General features: G+C 63.9%; 15 protein-coding genes. 9 read left to right on the forward strand and 6 right to left on the reverse strand.

What is annotated here, in order from left to right; all coding sequences use genetic code 11:
* Positions 1-23 precede the first annotated feature (23 nt).
* From J2X11_RS01865 to J2X11_RS01875, 3 genes are all read left to right on the forward strand, one after another.
* Positions 24-1,457, forward strand: a complete 1,434-nt coding sequence (locus tag J2X11_RS01865) for a CCA tRNA nucleotidyltransferase (protein WP_309966017.1) — start codon at positions 24-26, stop codon at positions 1,455-1,457.
* Positions 1,454-2,032 (forward strand): TetR/AcrR family transcriptional regulator, encoded by a 579-nt coding sequence (locus tag J2X11_RS01870; protein WP_309966020.1) that lies wholly within the window; start codon positions 1,454-1,456, stop codon positions 2,030-2,032. Before J2X11_RS01865 ends, J2X11_RS01870 begins: the two co-directional genes overlap by 4 nt.
* 61 nt (positions 2,033-2,093) lie before the next feature.
* On the forward strand, positions 2,094-2,390 hold the full coding sequence (locus tag J2X11_RS01875) for a hypothetical protein (protein ID WP_309966023.1): 297 nt from the start codon (positions 2,094-2,096) through the stop codon (positions 2,388-2,390).
* A gap of 72 nt (positions 2,391-2,462) precedes the next feature.
* Here the strand turns inward: J2X11_RS01875 and J2X11_RS01880 are convergent, their stop codons facing one another.
* Together J2X11_RS01880 and J2X11_RS01885 are read right to left on the reverse strand one after the other, a co-directional pair.
* A complete protein-coding gene (locus J2X11_RS01880) occupies positions 2,463-3,542 on the reverse strand; it encodes an inositol-3-phosphate synthase (protein ID WP_309966026.1) in 1,080 nt (359 codons plus the stop codon).
* Between the two features lie 41 nt (positions 3,543-3,583).
* Positions 3,584-4,159, reverse strand: a complete 576-nt coding sequence (locus J2X11_RS01885; protein WP_309966029.1) for a PadR family transcriptional regulator — start codon at positions 4,157-4,159, stop codon at positions 3,584-3,586.
* A gap of 216 nt (positions 4,160-4,375) precedes the next feature.
* Here J2X11_RS01885 and J2X11_RS01890 point away from each other — a divergent pair, with 216 nt between their 5' ends.
* Complete coding sequence (locus J2X11_RS01890; protein ID WP_309966033.1) at positions 4,376-6,766, forward strand: transglycosylase domain-containing protein; 2,391 nt, start codon at positions 4,376-4,378, stop codon at positions 6,764-6,766.
* Here the strand turns inward: J2X11_RS01890 and J2X11_RS01895 are convergent.
* From J2X11_RS01895 to J2X11_RS01905, 3 genes are read right to left on the reverse strand one after another with little or no spacing between them, the layout of a single operon-like run.
* Positions 6,763-7,794, reverse strand: a complete 1,032-nt coding sequence (locus J2X11_RS01895) for an alanine racemase (protein WP_309966036.1) — start codon at positions 7,792-7,794, stop codon at positions 6,763-6,765. The two genes, J2X11_RS01890 and J2X11_RS01895, sit on opposite strands and share 4 nt — an antisense overlap.
* Positions 7,791-8,912 carry a lipid II:glycine glycyltransferase FemX gene (locus J2X11_RS01900; RefSeq protein ID WP_309966039.1) on the reverse strand — a complete coding sequence of 374 codons (1,122 nt, stop codon included), beginning with the start codon at positions 8,910-8,912 and terminating at the stop codon, positions 7,791-7,793. The genes J2X11_RS01895 and J2X11_RS01900 overlap by 4 nt, the downstream gene beginning before the upstream one ends.
* 20 nt (positions 8,913-8,932) lie before the next feature.
* Positions 8,933-9,394 carry a hypothetical protein gene (locus J2X11_RS01905; protein WP_309966042.1) on the reverse strand — a complete coding sequence of 154 codons (462 nt, stop codon included), beginning with the start codon at positions 9,392-9,394 and terminating at the stop codon, positions 8,933-8,935.
* A 23-nt stretch (positions 9,395-9,417) separates the two neighbouring features.
* Here J2X11_RS01905 and J2X11_RS01910 point away from each other — a divergent pair, with 23 nt between their 5' ends.
* The gene (locus J2X11_RS01910) at positions 9,418-10,314 is read left to right on the forward strand and encodes a siderophore-interacting protein (RefSeq protein ID WP_309966045.1); all 897 of its coding nucleotides are present in this window, start codon (positions 9,418-9,420) and stop codon (positions 10,312-10,314) included.
* Here the strand turns inward: J2X11_RS01910 and J2X11_RS01915 are convergent.
* A complete protein-coding gene (locus J2X11_RS01915; protein WP_309966048.1) occupies positions 10,311-10,748 on the reverse strand; it encodes an HNH endonuclease in 438 nt (145 codons plus the stop codon). The genes J2X11_RS01910 and J2X11_RS01915 overlap by 4 nt on opposite strands.
* A gap of 238 nt (positions 10,749-10,986) precedes the next feature.
* Here J2X11_RS01915 and J2X11_RS01920 point away from each other — a divergent pair, with 238 nt between their 5' ends.
* The 4 genes from J2X11_RS01920 (at position 10,987) to J2X11_RS01935 (ending at position 15,914) form a co-directional block, all read left to right on the forward strand.
* On the forward strand, positions 10,987-12,492 hold the full coding sequence (locus J2X11_RS01920) for an MDR family MFS transporter (RefSeq protein WP_309966051.1): 1,506 nt from the start codon (positions 10,987-10,989) through the stop codon (positions 12,490-12,492).
* A gap of 79 nt (positions 12,493-12,571) precedes the next feature.
* Positions 12,572-14,158 carry a circularly permuted type 2 ATP-grasp protein gene (locus J2X11_RS01925; protein ID WP_309966052.1) on the forward strand — a complete coding sequence of 529 codons (1,587 nt, stop codon included), beginning with the start codon at positions 12,572-12,574 and terminating at the stop codon, positions 14,156-14,158.
* On the forward strand, positions 14,152-15,078 hold the full coding sequence (locus J2X11_RS01930; protein ID WP_309966055.1) for an alpha-E domain-containing protein: 927 nt from the start codon (positions 14,152-14,154) through the stop codon (positions 15,076-15,078). Before J2X11_RS01925 ends, J2X11_RS01930 begins: the two co-directional genes overlap by 7 nt.
* On the forward strand, positions 15,075-15,914 hold the full coding sequence (locus J2X11_RS01935; protein WP_309966058.1) for a transglutaminase family protein: 840 nt from the start codon (positions 15,075-15,077) through the stop codon (positions 15,912-15,914). Before J2X11_RS01930 ends, J2X11_RS01935 begins: the two co-directional genes overlap by 4 nt.
* The last annotated feature ends 8 nt before the right edge of the window (positions 15,915-15,922 follow it).

The following is a 15,922-nucleotide window of genomic DNA, read 5'->3' on the forward strand; positions in this document are numbered from 1 at the left end:
GGTGGCCGATAGAGTATGTCCCCGTGCCCACGTCAGAGCTGACCCCCGATCGCAGGGCCAGGATCGACGCTGTGCTGGCGGACAACTCGTTCCTGGCCGAGCTTGGCCTGCTCTTCACCGATGCCGGCCATGAGCTCGCGATTGTTGGCGGACCCGTACGCGATGCCGTGCTTGGCCGCCCCGGCAACGACTGGGACTTTGCAACGTCGGCCAAGCCCGACGAGATCGAGCGGATTACCGGCTCCTGGGCCGATGCGATGTGGGATGTCGGTCGCGAATTCGGCACGATCGGCCTGCGCAAGGGCTCGCACGACCTGGAGATCACGACCTATCGGAGCGACGCGTACGACGCGTCGTCCCGCAAGCCCGAGGTGAACTTCGGCGACACGATCGATGGCGACCTTTCGCGACGAGACTTTGCGGTCAACGCGATGGCGATCCGGCTGCCGTCGGCGGAGTTCGTCGATCTGTTCGGAGGCCTCGCCGATATCGAGGCCCGCACGTTGCGGACACCCGTCACGCCCGAGCAGTCGTTCAGCGATGATCCGCTGCGCATGATGCGTGCGGCACGTTTCGTGTCCCAGCTCGGGTTCACGGCTGCACCCGAAGTCGTCAGTGCGATGACCGACATGGCCGAGCGCCTGGAGATCGTGTCGGCTGAACGCGTACGCGATGAACTCAACAAGCTGCTCATCGGTGATGACCCAGTGGCCGGACTACGGCTGCTGGTCGAGACGGGCTTGGCCGCGCAGATGCTGCCCGAGCTTCCGGCGCTGATCCTCGAGCGCGACGAGCACCATCGCCACAAGGATGTCTACGAGCACTCGCTGACTGTGCTGGAGCAGGCAATCGCGCTTGAAGCACGTCTCGAGAGTGCCCCGGACCTGGTCATTCGCCTCGCGTCGCTGCTGCACGACATCGGCAAGCCCAAGACTCGCCGGTTTGTCGAGGGCGGCACGGTCACGTTCCATCACCACGATGTCGTGGGCGCCAAGCTCGTACGCAAGCGCATGCGCGCACTTCGCTACAGCAACGACCTGATCGACCAGGTCGCCAAGCTCGTCGAGCTCCACCTTCGCTTCCACGGCTACGGATCCGGCGAGTGGACTGACTCAGCCGTACGCCGCTACGTACGCGATGCCGGCGACCAGTTGCAGCGTCTCCACATCCTCACTCGGGCCGACTGCACAACCCGCAACGCCAAGAAGGCTCTCCGCCTACAGCGGACGTACGACGAGCTCGAGCAGCGGATCGCTGTGTTGGCTGAGGCCGAAGAGCTGGACGCGATGCGGCCGGACCTCGATGGTGCGCAGATCATGACCATCCTCGGCATCGGACCTGGTCCCGAGGTGGGTGAGGCCTACCGCTTCCTACTCGACCTGCGTATGGATCGCGGCCCGCTGAGCGAAGCGGACGCGACTGAAGCACTCAAGTCCTTCTGGGCTGCCCGATCGTGACCACTGACGGTCGAGTCGCGCGCGGTGAGCGCACCCGCGAAGCGATCGTCGCGGCGCACACGGCGCTATTGCTCGAGGGCGAGCTCAAGCCGACGGCCAAGGTGATCGCCGATCGAGCCGGCGTCTCGGTACGTACGTTGTGGGCCAACTTCAAGGACCTTGAGGCACTTCTCAACGAGACCACCGCGTACTGGATGGCTGCGGACGACGAGCTGCGCCAGCCCATCGATCCGAGCCAGCCGCTCGACGAGCGCATCTCCACATTCTGCGCAGAGCGTGCGCGGCGGCTGGAGAACATCGCGCCCGCGGCGCGGTCGGCGGTTCTCGGAGAACCGTTCTCGCCGACTCTGAAGCGCAGTCGCGAGGCACACATCCGCCGGTTGCGCCTCGAGGTCGAGACTGTCTTTGCTCAGGAGATTGCAGCCGATGGCTCCGACGACCTGAAGTTCGCGTTGATGGCGGCGACAGGCTGGCCCGCGTGGCAGGCGTTGCGCGACGACTACAAGCTGGGCCCGGATGAGGCGCTCGCAGTCATGCGTCGCACGATCAGCGCCCTGCTCGACTCGGTCGGCTGAGCATGGCGCCATTCCCTCAGAGGTAATCGACACGGGTACCTCGTGGCGCGATGCTGAAGTCATGAGAGCGACCACGAAGTACGACGGGACCCTGAGGGTGATCATCTGGCTGGACGTGTTCTGGTCGGTGGTGGCCGCGCTCGTGTGTCTCGCAGGCAGCGTCGTTGTCGCGGTGCTCGGTCTGCCTCACGCCGCGATGGGAGCAGTTGCTGCCACGACGTTGGTGGCGGGGGTGTTCCTGGCTGCTACCGGCGCAATCACCGCGGTTCTCTTGATTCTCAGGCTGCGCGACGGCAACTTCTTCATGCCGCCTGACCTGAAGTTTCCGCTGCCACGCGGGATGCACCCGCAGTCCTGAGGACGGTGACCGCGACATACAGAAAGGACCGGCTCCCTGGCGGGAACCGGTCCTTTGTGTCTGTACGAGCGATCAGCGCTCTTCGTCTCCACGGATGAAGGCTTCGAGCTTCTCGCGACCGAGGTCGTCGGGACGCTGCTCCGGGGGCGACTTCATCAGGTAGGACGAAGCCGACAGCAGAGCGCCGCCGATGCCACGGTCCTTGGCGATCTTCGCCGCACGGATGGCGTCGATGATGATGCCGGCCGAGTTGGGCGAGTCCCAAACTTCGAGCTTGTACTCGAGGTTCAAGGGAACGTCACCGAACGCGCGACCCTCAAGGCGGACGTAAGCCCACTTGCGGTCATCGAGCCACTGGACGTAGTCCGACGGGCCGATGTGTACGTTCTTGGCGCCGAGGTCGTGATCGATGTTCGACGTCACAGCCTGCGTCTTCGAGATCTTCTTGGACTCAAGACGGTCACGCTCAAGCATGTTCTTGAAGTCCATGTTGCCGCCGACGTTCAGCTGGTACGTGCGGTCGAGCACAACACCACGGTCCTGGAACAGCTTGGCCATCACACGGTGCGTGATGGTGGCGCCGACCTGGCTCTTGATGTCGTCACCGATGATCGCGACGCCGGCGTCTTCGAACTTCTTGGCCCACTCGGGGTCGGAAGCGATGAAGACGGGCAGCGCGTTGACGAAGGCAACCTTCGCGTCGATGGCGCACTGGGCGTAGAACTTGTCAGCCTCTTCCGAACCAACCGGAAGGTAGGAGACGAGAACGTCAGCCTTGGTGTCCTTGAGGACCTGAACGATGTCAGCCGCAGGAGCGTCCGACTCTTCGATGGTCTCGCGGTAGTACTTGCCGAGACCGTCGAGCGTGTTGCCCTTCTGGACGATGACACCGGTCGGCGCAACGTCAGCGATCTTGATCGTGTTGTTCTCGCTGGCCTGCGTCGCCTCGGAAAGATCGAAGCCGACCTTCTTGGCGTCGACGTCGAATGCTGCAACGAACTCGATGTCGCTGACGTGGTAGTCACCGAACATCACGTGCATCAGACCGGGGACAGTGCCCTCGGGAGATGCGTTGCGGTAGTACTCGACGCCTTGGATCAGGGACGTGGCGCAGTTGCCCACACCCACAATTGCTACGCGTACCGAACCCATGGGTTCTCCTCCATTAGTTGCCATCTTTTGAGATGAACTGGTCACTTTGTCTTGTCGTTCTCTGTCGTGTCGTACCCGCCGGAGCGCTCGCGGTCGATCAGCTCGGTCAGCCACTTGACTTCGCGTTCGACCGATTCGAGCCCGTGCTTCTGAAGCTCCAACGTGTAGGAGTCGACCCGTTCGCGTCCGCGCTGTGCTGCCGTACGGACGTTCTCGAGACGCTCCTCGAGACGGCTACGCCGCCCCTCGAGGATGCGAACCCTCGTCGGCGAATCGGTACGCGAGAAAAATGCGAACCGTACGCCGAAAGTTTCGTCGTCCCACGTTGCGGGGCCGGACTCCTCGAGCGCTTGCGCGAAGAATTCCTTGCCCTCAGCCGTGAGGCGATAGACGATGCGACCGCGGCGTCCACGTCCTGCCACGTCACTGGGTTCGTCGGCCACGATGTAGCCGGACTTGCCGAGTGCCTTGAGGCAGGGGTAGAGGGTGCCGTAGGAGAGAACGCGGGTCCAGCCGAGCAGGACGTTGACCTGCTTGCGCAGTTCGTATCCGTGCATGGGGGCATCGTGAAGCAGTCCGAGAACTGCAACCTCGAGTGCCGCGCCGCGTTTGGTCATCGTCCTGTTTTCGTTCGTTGGTCTGCCGTTTGTGCAGACCTGTTATATCGGAACGATACATCGCATCGCCATGTCGCGCCAATGGGTCTTTGCGTACGCCGTAGGGTGATGCTCGACACGCGGCACGGCAGCCGATTATCGATCTCTCAGGTACGTTCGGCACACTTGGTCGATGACGGATCCATTCATGGGATCCCGACGGAGGTAGACGGAGTCTTGGCAGCACAACGCAAGCGAGTAGCAACGAAGGCCAGCAGCAAGGGCAAAAAGAAGGACCCCAACAAGCCCAGCAAGCTGCGGGCCTTTTCGTGGAAGATCAGCGGCCACGGCCCCTGGTACACCGCGGCACTTCGCTGGGTCGCGTTCCTCAGCGTCGTCGGCATCCTCTTCGGCGCCATCTTGTTCTTTGTGCTCTACCAGTTCATCAAGATCCCTGATCCCAACGCTGCGTTCCAGACCGAGACGACCAAGGTCTACTACTCCGACGGCAAGCATCGAATCGGCTCCTTCGCGACGCAGGACCGCGAGAGCATCCCGCTGTCCGACATGCCCGCCTCGATGCAGGCCGCTGTCATCGCCGCCGAGGACCGCTCCTTCTACACAAACCGCGGCATCGACTTCAAGGGCATCATCCGCGCGGCACGCAACAACGCGACCAGCGGTCAAATCCAGGGTGGCGCGTCGACGATCACCCAGCAGTACGTCAAGATCCTCTACCTCAACCAAGAACGCTCCTACACCCGCAAGGTCAAGGAAGCGATCCTCTCGATCAAGATTCACAACCAGTTGACTAAGAAGGAAATCCTCGAGGGTTACCTCAACACGATCTACTTCGGCAACGGTTCGTACGGTCTCGAAGTCGCCTCGCAGACGTACTTCGACAAGCCTGCCAAGGAGCTCGACTTCCAGGAGTCGGCGCTGCTCGCGACGATCATCAACAGCCCGTCGTTCTACGACCCGTACACCGAGGGCGCAGAGTCACGCATCACTCCGCGATTCCACTACGTGCTCGACGGGATGTTGAAGTCGGGCGCCATCACGGCCGATCAGCGCAACGAGTGGCAGGACAAGCTGCCTGAGGTTGCGAAACTCAAGGAGAACAACCGCTACAAGGGATCCAAGGGATTCCTGCTCGACATGGTCAAGAAGGAAATGCTCGACCGCGAGTTCAGCGAGTCTCAGATCGATGGACAAGGTCTTCGCATCATCACGACGTTCGACTACAACAAGCAGAAGGACGCTGTCGCCGCGGTCAAGGCAGTGAAGCCGGCCGGACTCAAGGACCTCCACACGGCGCTCGTCTCGATCCAGCCAGGAACGGGCGCGGTGCGTGCTCTATATGGCGGACCCGACTACCTCAAGAGCCAGCTCAACTGGGCGACTCTCGGCACGCAGCCGGGCTCGACGTTCAAGGTGTTCGCGGTGGTTGCGGCACTCGAGGATGGTTACAGCCTCAAGACCCAGCTCAACGGTGACTCGCCGCTGAAGTTCGACGGTGGCGTCGAGATCGAGAACCAGGGCGACAGTGGTGGTCAGTCGTTCGGCAAGGTCCCGCTGTCCAAGGCGACCGAGAAGTCGATCAACACCGCTTTCGTTGACCTCGTCGACCAGATGGGCGGCGGACCCGGCAAGGTCCTCGACGCGGCCAATGAAGCGGGTATCCCGACCAACGTCACGGACAAGTTCAACCGCGAAGTCCTGGGTGTGCCTCTCGGCTATGAGAAGGTCCCACCGATCGACATGGCCAATGCCTACGCAACGATCGCGGCCAGTGGCAAGAAGGCTGACTGGTACGTCATCAAGAAGGTCACCGACTTCCGCAAGAAGGAAACCCTGTACGAGCACAAGAACGAGTCTGAGCAGGCTATTCCGGAAGACGTCGCCGCGGACACGATCGCTGCTCTGCGCGGAGTCGTACGAAGCGGAACTGGCGTTCAAGCCCGTACGGTGTGCCCGACTGGTGGAAAGACCGGTACGGCGACAGCTGGCGAAGGCCCGACCTCGCGCGTCTCGTCATCGTGGTTCACCGGAATCACGCCGAAGCTCGCCACTGCGGTCATGTACAACCGCGGCAAGGGCAACGAGCAGCTCGAGGGCTACATGAACCCGTTCTACGGCGGCACCTACCCGGCCATCACGTTCCGTACGTTCATGAACCTGGCGCTTGATCCAGCCAACTGCGGCACGTTCCCGCCGGCTGCCAACATCAAGTCGACCAAGGGCACCAACTACAAGAAGCCGCCGCCGAAGTGCAATGGCGACCGGATCCTCAACGAGGCAAAGACCGGCTGTATCAACCCGCCGCCGCCGAAGTGCGATCCGCCGAAGGTTCTGAACGACGCCAAGACGAAGTGCGTCGACCCAGTGCCGGTGGACCAGTGCCCGTCGGAGCCTGGCAACGGGCCCTGTGAGGGAACACCAGAGCCCACGAACGAGGCCGATTGCATCGCAGCCGGTGGCACCTGGCACGACCCGGTGATCGGTGAGGACTTCTGCACCGGTTGGAGCGGTGGTGAGTGGAAGCTGATTCCGCTGATCCTCGCGGGCTACCTGTACCGCCGCCGCATGGGCGAGCTTGAGCCGATCCCGGTCCCAGACCGAAGCTAGGCGAGAACGACGGCGTCGAAGGTGGCGGTGGTGAACCGAACCGCCACCTCGACGGTGTCGCCCACTTCGGGCACCGCTGCGCTAGCTGGCAGGAAGACCATGCTCGCCTGCATGTGAGGCGGCTCGGCGAACCAGCGCTGCTTGCCGTCGATCGTGAACGGCGACAGCGAGAAGCCAGCTGCTTCTAGCCCGCCCTTGGCGAGTGACTTGCCTCGTTGGATCGCGCCCGCGGATGCCTTGGGTGCCTCCAGGCCGATGCCGTGACTCGTGCCGCCGGCGATGATCAGCAGGTGGCCGTCTCGCGGCATCGAGCGCTGGCGGTAGCCGACCCGCTCACCGCGTGCGAGCTGGTGCCGGTCAAGCACGGTCGCTCGTACGGACAGTGCTCCGAGATCACCGAGCCACAGGGTCGTACCGATGCGTGGACGTACGTCGAGGTGTGGCCGACGCTCGCGAATTGTGGCGAGCTCGTCGGGCGTGAGGTGCGAGACGAAGAACGTGGTCGTCTCGACCTGTGAAGCTGCGAGGGCGGCGGCCCAACTCTCGGCCTCGGCGAGGTTGTGACCCGTCATCGGCAAGTGGATCGCGAAGCCCTCGACCTTCAGGTCGCCCAGAGCCTCGACGGCGGCCGCGAGCTCGTGGCGGTCGAAGCCATGGCGCGCCATCGACGTTTCGCCCTCGATGATCACGCGACTGTCGGCATGGTCGGCGGCGAGAGCTGCGATGTCGTCGACTCGTCCGAGGGTATGAATGAGGCGCTTGTCGTAGACAACGTCGCCATCGAACGGGCGCCATGGCGACAGCACCATCACGTCACCAGCGAAAGCCTTGAGTGCGCCCGGCACCTCGGCGTACGTACCGACGGCGATCGAACCCACCCCCAGGTCAGCTGCCTCGGCGGCGAGGAGGTCGCGGCCGAATCCGTAGCCGTTGCCCTTGATCACCGGCACGATGCCGGGAGTCGACTCGGTCAGCGCGCGGAGTCCACGGCGCCAGCGCTCAGCATCGACGCGGAGCTCGAAGCTCATCCTCTGCTCCTCATATAGGTAGTGAAACCAAGGTAGAGGGCGCGGTTGAGGGGGAGATCCCACTCTCCGAGGTACTCGACTGCTTCGCCACCGGTGCCGACCTTGAACTGGATCAGACCCGCGTGCGAGTCATCCGGATCGATCGTCTCGGTGATGCCGCGCATGTCGTAGATCGTCGCACCGGCCGCCATCGCGTCGCGGATCATCTGCCACTGGATCGCGTTGGATCCGCGTACCTCGCGCTTGGCTGTCGTGGATGCGCCGTACGAGTACCAGGCGTGCAGGCCGACGCGGACCATCGTCGTCGAGGCAACCAGGTCGCCCTCGTGATGCGCCAGGTAGAGCACGAGACGGTCGGACTCTTCAGCATTGAGCGCGTCCCACATCCGCTCGAAGTAGGACAGCGGCCGAGGCGTGAAGTGATCGCGTACAGCGGTCTCGGCATAGACCTCGTGAAACGCGGGCAGATCTGGCTTGGTACCGGTGGTCACCTCAACGCCCAGCTTCGCTGCCTTCTTGATGTTGCGTCGCCAGAGCTGGTTCATGCCGGCGAGCACATCGTCCTCGCTGCGATCGGCGAGCGGGATCTGGAAGTTGAACTTCGGCTGCCCGGCGGTGAAGCCGCCGCTGGCATCCAGCTCTTTCCAGCCGAGCTTCTTGAGTGACTGCCGCAGGTCGAGAGCCGCATCGTCGCTCACATCGGCCGGCACGTCAGACAGTGACGTGAGTACGGGATCGGCGATGGCTGCCTTGATCGTGGTCGAATTCCACCGGCGCACCACGACAGGCGGACCCATCCGGATGCCGAACGCTCCCTGCGACTTCAGGTGCGCTGCCATCGGCGTGAGCCAATCCGCAAGATCGCCGCCATGCCAGTCGATGTCGGGACCTTCGGGGATGTACGCGAGGTAGCGCTGGAGCTTCGGAAGCTGGCGATAGAGCACGAGCGCAGCGCCAACCAGAGTCTCGCCGCGGAACCAGCCAATCGACTCACCGCGCCACTCGTTCTTGACCGTGGCCCAGGCGGGCGTCTGCAGGAAGCTCACCGAGGAGCGACTGCGTACGAAGTCGAGGTGCTCGGGTGTGCTGATGGAGCGGACCGCGAGCGTTGACGTCACCGCTCCACGCTACCAACGCGTCAGCTGAAGTAGCGCGCGAGCCGACGGTGCCGGTGCGCGAAGAACGCCGTGACGATGCGGCGGAGGATCGGCCCGAACAGTGGGAGCCGGGCTTCGAAGGTCAACCGGTCGTGGACCTCGACGCTGTCGGCATCGATCTCGGTCAGGGTGCGTTCGTGCTCCCAGCGACGCATGCTCAGCATCGTCGACTTCTCGTGAAAGCCGTTGCCAGGGTCGAGCTCGGCGATGGTGAGCGCGTCGTAGTCGAACGGGATGAGGCCGAACAGCCGCATCCATGCTTTGCCCAGTGGCTCGCCGACCGGAACGTTGTCGATCGTGAGCTCCTCCGTTCCGCGAGGCATGCTCATCGTCATCCACGGACGCATCTCGTCGCTGATGCCTTCGGGGGTGATGATGCGATCCCAGACCGCCGACTTAGAGGCGTTGATGACCGACGATCGGTCCACGACTTGGGGTCTCATGAGATTAGGGTAACCTAACTTGCATGGCTTCAGGAGTACGTACGTTCGATGCGGAAGTGCTTGGCACTGCCAGGCTGTCCGCCCATCTGGTCACCGTCACACTTGGCGGTGACCTCGAAGGCTATGCCTCGACTGGCATTCCGGATGAGTACGTACGTGTGCTGATCCCGCCGCCGGGAACGACCCTGGCGCTGCCGGAGATCGGCGACAGGTGGGAGTTCACGTACCCCGAGGGTGCGCCCGAGCTGGCACCTCGGGTCTACACAATCTCCGATCACCGCATCGTCGAGGGCCAGACCCAGCTCGACCTCGACATCGCCCTGCACGATGAAGGCATCGGCTCGGACTGGGCTCGCAACTGCAAGCCTGGTGATCGCGTCGGGCTGATCCAGCCGCACGGTCTGTATGCCGCGCGAAAGGGTGTCGGTTGGCAGTTGCTCGTCGCCGATATCACCGGGGTGCCGGCTATCGCACGCATCCTGCGCGGACTCGATCCGGGTCAGCGCGTCGACGCCGTCATCGTGCTGACCGATCCGGCCGACGAGATCCCGCTGCCGAGTGCCGCGGACGTCAACATCACCTGGCAGGTCGTCGCCAAGGACACCGACATCGCCGATGCGCTCGCTGAAGCGGTCACCTCACGGGAGCTGCCTGACGGTGATCGCTACGTCTGGCTCGCCGGCGAGGCACGCGCGAGTCGCGCCGCACGCCGCCACCTCCGTCGTGAGCTCGGCTGGCCCCAGTCCGACTTCTACACCTGTGGCTACTGGCAGGTCGACGCCGAGAGGTGGAACGCCCGCTACGACGAGGTCGCCGATGTCGTCCTCGCGAAGGCGGAGGAAGTGCAGAAGACAGTCGGCGATGACGAAGGCGCCTATCTCGACGCACTCGACGACATATACGAGTCCGTAGGGCTCTAAGCCACGACGACGTATTGCGGCTGCGCAGGGGTGAGCAGCAAGTGCATACCGGCCTCGGCTGGTGTGCGATCGGCCTTGCGGTGGTTGCACCGGACGCAGGCCGCGACGGCGTTGTCCCACGTGAGCGTTCCGCCTCGGCTGCGCGGAACGATGTGGTCGACGGTCTCCGCACGGCCGCCGCAGTAGGCGCACATCTTGTCGCGTGCCTTGATGGCGCTCTTGGTGCAGAGGTTGGATCGGCGGTGCATCCAACGAGTCACGACGTAGCGAACGAGTCGTAGGACCTTGGGCTTGGGGAACGGGCCGAACGATCCGCCGGCCTCTTCCTCGATGACGGCGACCTCGCGAACGAGCATCTTGATCGCGTGGCGCATCGACACACGCTGGAGGGGCTCGTAACTCGCGTTGAGTACCAGGACGTATGCATCCGCCATGATTCCGGCCCCTTTCTGAGCGAAAGCGTATCCGTCAGCACAGGGAAATGCCCTAAAAGAGATCGAATCTCAATCAGTGTCGTGATCTCGGAATATGTGCGCACCCGCGTCAGTTGGCAGTCAACGTACGTCGGTCAAGAAAATGTCTGATCCGTATGTCGAAATGGTCGTATCCCGTTCGTCGTATAGATGAAGGGCGGTCGACCGGCCCCCGAACACCTGAATCGAAGGATCTCTCATGACCGCGCACACCGACGGCGTTCCTGAAGCGTCGACAGAGCCTGAGCTCGCCGAGTTCGAGGCCGAATTCAGCCAAGCGTCGGATGAGTCCGGCGACACCTTCAAGACCCCGCTCGTCATCAAGCTGCTCGTCGCCGCGACATTTGTCGTGATCCTCAACGAGACGATCATGCTCAACGCGATTCCGCACCTCATGGACGACTTCAACGTGGCGGCGCGCGACGCGCAGTGGATCTCGTCGATCTTCATGCTGACGATGGCAGCGGTCATCCCCATCACGGGTTGGTTCCTGCAGCGTGTGACCACGCGCTCCGCGTACACAATCGCGATGACGACCTTCGGCATCGGCACGATCATCTGCGGTACGGCGCCGATCTTCGAGATGCTTCTCGTCGGTCGCGCGGTTCAGGCTGCCGGTACCGCAGTGATGATGCCGCTCCTCATGACCACGGTCATGACGGTCGTTCCTGAGCAGGCCCGAGGCCGCGTCATGGGCAACATGATGCTCGCGATCTCGGTTGCACCGGCCATGGGTCCGGCTGTATCTGGACTCATCCTCAACCTCGGCTCGTGGCGTTTGATCTTCGCGTTCATGCTGCCCATCGCAGTGGTTGTCTCCGTGCTCAGCCTGCGACACCTCAAGAACGTTGGCGAGACCAACACCGCACCGGTGAGCTGGTTCAGCGTCGCGGTTGCCGCGCTCGGTTTCAGCACATTGGTCTACGGCCTCAGCGAGGTCGGTGCTCGCAGCACCGGCCAGCTCACGCTGTTGATCGGTGGTGGCGCCGCCCTGGTTGCGCTCTTCACTCTGTGGCAGCTGCGCCTGCAGCGCGTCGAAGCCCCGCTGCTCGACCTGCGGGCGTTCAAGCACCGTACGTTCACCGTCACCCTGGTGCTGATGTCGATGGCGTTCATGGCGTTCCTCGGTTCGATGATCCTGTTGCCGCTCTACCTGCAGCAGCTGCGGGGACTGTCGGCCATGCAGACCGGCCTGCTCGTCATGCCCGGTGGTCTGGCGATGGGTCTGCTGGGCCCGCGCATCGGCGCCATCTACGACAAGATCGGCGCACGTCCGCTGGTGATTCCCGGTTCGATTCTGATGGTCGTCGCCTTGTTCACCATCAGCCGCGTGATCGACGAGAGCACCTCATACGCGCTGCTCCTCGGCCTGCACGTCCTGCTGATGCTCAGCCTTGCGGCGATCTTCACTCCGGTGTTCACGCTCGGACTGGGTGCGCTGCCGCCTGAGCTGTACTCGCACGGCAGCTCGATCCTCGGCACGCTGCAGCAGGTCGCCGGAGCGATTGGCACCGCGGCCCTCGTAGTGATCCTCGAGAACCGTTCAGAGAGCCTTGTGTCCAGCGGTTCAACGGCAGACCAGGCGTTCGTCGGAGGTCTGCAGTGGGCATTCGTTGCTGGCGCAGTGTTCGGAGCGGTTGTCATTGTGCTCTCGCTGATGCTGCCCGCCAAGGCAGATCTCCCGGCGGCGCCCGCGCACCACTGAGTCGTGTTCATCAGCGTCGGCCGGGCGAGCGGCCGACGCTGAAACGCGCCTGTGACATATCCGCGCTACGGTCGAGGGCGTGGACACACCAGAGCTCTTCGACGGCTACGGTCCCGTCGCGGGCTTTGACGAGATGTTCGAGAAGTCCGAGGTACGCGAAAATTACGGGACGATCCACGAATCGTTCCTGAAGATGGGCGCCGAGGAGATCCGCCTCCGCGCCGACTCCCTCGCTTCGTCCTATCTGGAGCAGGGCGTCACCTTCGGCGTTGCTGGCGAGGAGCGCCCGTTCCCGCTCGACATCGTCCCGCGTCTGATCGAGTCCGAGGACTGGCAGCACGTCGAGCGTGGTGTACGCCAGCGTGTTTTGGCGCTCGAACGATTCTTGGCCGACGCCTACGGCCCCGGCGAACTGTTCGCCGATGGTGTGGTGCCGCGCGACACCGTCATGACCTCGCCGCACTATCACCGCGTCGTCGCCGGACTCGAACCACCGAACGGCGTACGCGTGCACGTCGCCGGCGTTGACCTGATCCGCGACGGCAATGGTGACTTCCGAGTGCTCGAGGACAACGTACGTGTGCCGTCGGGAGTCTCGTACGTCATGACCAACCGCCGCGCACTGTCGGCGGCGCTGCCCGAGGTGTTCGCAGATCACCGCATCCGCCCGGTGGCGCAGTACTCGCAGGCGCTGCTCGCTGCCCTTCGCAAGGCGGCACCCGCCGGTGTCAGCGATCCGACGGTCGTCGTGCTGACGCCAGGCGTCTACAACTCCGCATACTTCGAGCACACGCTGCTCGCACGCACGATGGGCGTCGAGCTCGTCGAGGGCCGCGACCTCGTATGCCGTTCGGGTCGCGTCATGATGCGTACGACGAACGGCCTCGAGCCGGTGCACGTCATCTATAGGCGTATCGACGACGAGTTCCTCGACCCGGTGCAGTTCCGTGCCGATTCGGCCCTCGGCGTTCCCGGCATCATCAATGCTGCTCGAGCCGGCCACGTGACGATCGCGAATGCAGTCGGCAACGGTGTCGCAGACGACAAGCTTCTCTATACCTATGTACCGGACCTGATCCGCTACTACCTGTCGGAGGAGCCGATCCTTCGCAATGTCGACACCTGGCGCGTGGGTGAACCAGAGCAGCGCGAAGAAGTGCTCGACCGGCTCGATGAGCTGGTGCTCAAGCCGGTCGACGGCTCGGGCGGCAAGGGCATCGTGATTGGCCCGGCCGCATCCAAGGACGAGCTCGACGAGTTGCGCGGCAAGATCCTGGACGATCCCCGCGCTTGGATTGCCCAACCCGTCATCTCGCTGTCGACCGTGCCGACGCTCGTCGAAGACGGCATCCGTCCGCGTCACGTGGACCTGCGTCCGTTCGCAGTGCACGACGGCGACGACGTATGGGTCCTGCCCGGCGGCCTGACCCGTGTGGCATTGCCGGAGGGCGAGCTGATCGTCAACTCCAGCCGCGGTGGTGGATCCAAGGACACGTGGGTGCTCGCCGGGCTGAGCGAACCCGAAGACGCCGGCGAGACGGCCCCGACCGCGACGCCGATCGCGGGCATTACCCAATCCGCAGGCCCGGCCTTCGATTCCGATACGCGCGGCGTCCAGGTCCAGGAGCAAGAGCAGCAGCAACAGCAGGAGGGCCCCTCATGTTGAGCCGCATCGCGCAGTCGTTGTTCTGGATCGGCCGCTACCTTGAGCGTGCCGACGACACCGCGCGCATCCTCGACGTACAGATGCAGGTTCTGATCGAGGACCCCGGTATGGACGAGCGCACGTCGTGCGAGCAGCTCCTGTCCGTCATGGGCGTTGAGGACTACACCGGCATTCCCAACCGTTGGCTGATCCTCGATCTGCTCGCCCACAACGCTGATTCGCCTGTCTCGATCGCCGCTGCGATCGGTGCCGCCCGCGAAAGCGCGCGCCGAGCACGCGAGACGCTGTCGACCGACATCTGGGCCGCGATCAACACGACCTGGCGCGGACTCTCGGCCGCCCAGGCGATGCGGCCGCCCGAGATGTTCACTTGGGTGCGCAACCGAACGGCGATGATCTCCGGCATCGCCGACTCGACGATGTCGCGCGACGAAGGCTGGCAGTTCTACATGCTCGGCCGCAGCATTGAGCGTGTCGACATGACGGCTCGCCTGCTCTCGACGGCGGCCCTCGCCTCGGGTCCGCAGGTCGCGTGGCCGACAACGCTTCGCGCCTGCGGTGCGTACGAAAGCTTCATCCGCGCCTACCGCGGGATCGAGGCCGATCGCCAGGCCGCCGAGTTCCTGCTCCTCGATCGCTGGTTCCCGCGCTCGATCGTGTCGTCACTCGCACAGGCCGAAAAGGCGCTGACCAAGCTCGAGTCGTCGGGCCAGCGCTCCGGATTCAGCGACGAGGCGCAACGACTGCTGGGTCGAGCGCGTACCGAGCTCGAATATCGTCCGCTCGCTGACATCGTCTTCGACCTGCCGGTTGAGATGGAGCGTCTGCAGCGCAGTTGCGCCGCAGCCAGCGATGCCGTGTCAGCGCGCTACTTCGCCGAGTCCGAGGCACATACCTGGCGCGGAGGAGTGTTGCTATGACAATGCAGCTCCGCATTCGGCACACCACCGGTTACCACTACGAGAAGGGCGCCATGGCGTCCTTCAACGAAGCACGTATGACGCCGATGACGACCTCCGAGCAGTACGTGCTGCGGTCGCGCCTCGAGATCTCGCCGGCCCCTTGGTCGTACGAGTACCGCGACTACTGGGGAACCACCGTCACGTCCTTCGAGGTGCACGATCCGCACCAGGATCTGTCGGTCGTGGCAACATCGATCGTCGACACCCAAGGCACACCACCCGAACCCCATGGCGTCGACTGGGAAGCTCTCGACGCAGTGCAGGACGAATGGTGCGAATTCCTGGCGATGAGCAGCTGGGTCGCACCGGCACCGGAACTGCTTGCAGAGCTCGCACCTCTGCGCGCGGCCGCCGCCACGCCGACCGACTACGCAATGGCCGTCATGACGTTCCTGTATCAGCGGATCGCGTACGTACCCGGAAGCACCGAAGTCACGACCACTGCAGCCGATGCGTGGACCGAGCAGACCGGTGTCTGTCAGGACTTTGCGCACCTCACGCTGGGTGCGCTGCGCGAGGCGCGCATCCCGGCGCGGTACGTGTCGGGCTATCTGCATCCGTCGCCCGATCCCGAGGTCGGCGAGACCGTCGCTGGTGAGTCACACGCCTGGATCGAGTGGTGGGACGGCGAGTGGGTCGGCTGGGATCCGACCAACGCGATCACCCCCGGTTCGCGCCATGTCGTCGTCGCCAAGGGTCGCGACTATGCCGACAGTCCACCGCTGCGTGGCATCTACTCGACGTCCGGCGGGTCGGAGCTCTTCGTCGGCGTGGAGATCACCCGCCTTCGATAGGTTCTCGC

This window comes from Aeromicrobium panaciterrae, from assembly GCF_031457275.1.
Classification (GTDB): Bacteria; Actinomycetota; Actinomycetes; order Propionibacteriales; family Nocardioidaceae; genus Aeromicrobium; species Aeromicrobium panaciterrae_A.

Coding starts and splice junctions, on each gene's coding strand:
- J2X11_RS01875 (WP_309966023.1), top strand. CDS start 2,094: ATGAGAGCGACCACGAAGTACGACGGGACCCTGAGGGTGATCATCTGG.
- J2X11_RS01880 (WP_309966026.1), bottom strand. CDS start 3,542: ATGGGTTCGGTACGCGTAGCAATTGTGGGTGTGGGCAACTGCGCCACG.
- J2X11_RS01885 (WP_309966029.1), bottom strand. CDS start 4,159: ATGACCAAACGCGGCGCGGCACTCGAGGTTGCAGTTCTCGGACTGCTT.
- J2X11_RS01895 (WP_309966036.1), bottom strand. CDS start 7,794: ATGAGCTTCGAGCTCCGCGTCGATGCTGAGCGCTGGCGCCGTGGACTC.
- J2X11_RS01905 (WP_309966042.1), bottom strand. CDS start 9,394: ATGAGACCCCAAGTCGTGGACCGATCGTCGGTCATCAACGCCTCTAAG.
- J2X11_RS01910 (WP_309966045.1), top strand. CDS start 9,418: ATGGCTTCAGGAGTACGTACGTTCGATGCGGAAGTGCTTGGCACTGCC.
- J2X11_RS01915 (WP_309966048.1), bottom strand. CDS start 10,748: ATGGCGGATGCATACGTCCTGGTACTCAACGCGAGTTACGAGCCCCTC.
- J2X11_RS01920 (WP_309966051.1), top strand. CDS start 10,987: ATGACCGCGCACACCGACGGCGTTCCTGAAGCGTCGACAGAGCCTGAG.
- J2X11_RS01930 (WP_309966055.1), top strand. CDS start 14,152: ATGTTGAGCCGCATCGCGCAGTCGTTGTTCTGGATCGGCCGCTACCTT.
- J2X11_RS01935 (WP_309966058.1), top strand. CDS start 15,075: ATGACAATGCAGCTCCGCATTCGGCACACCACCGGTTACCACTACGAG.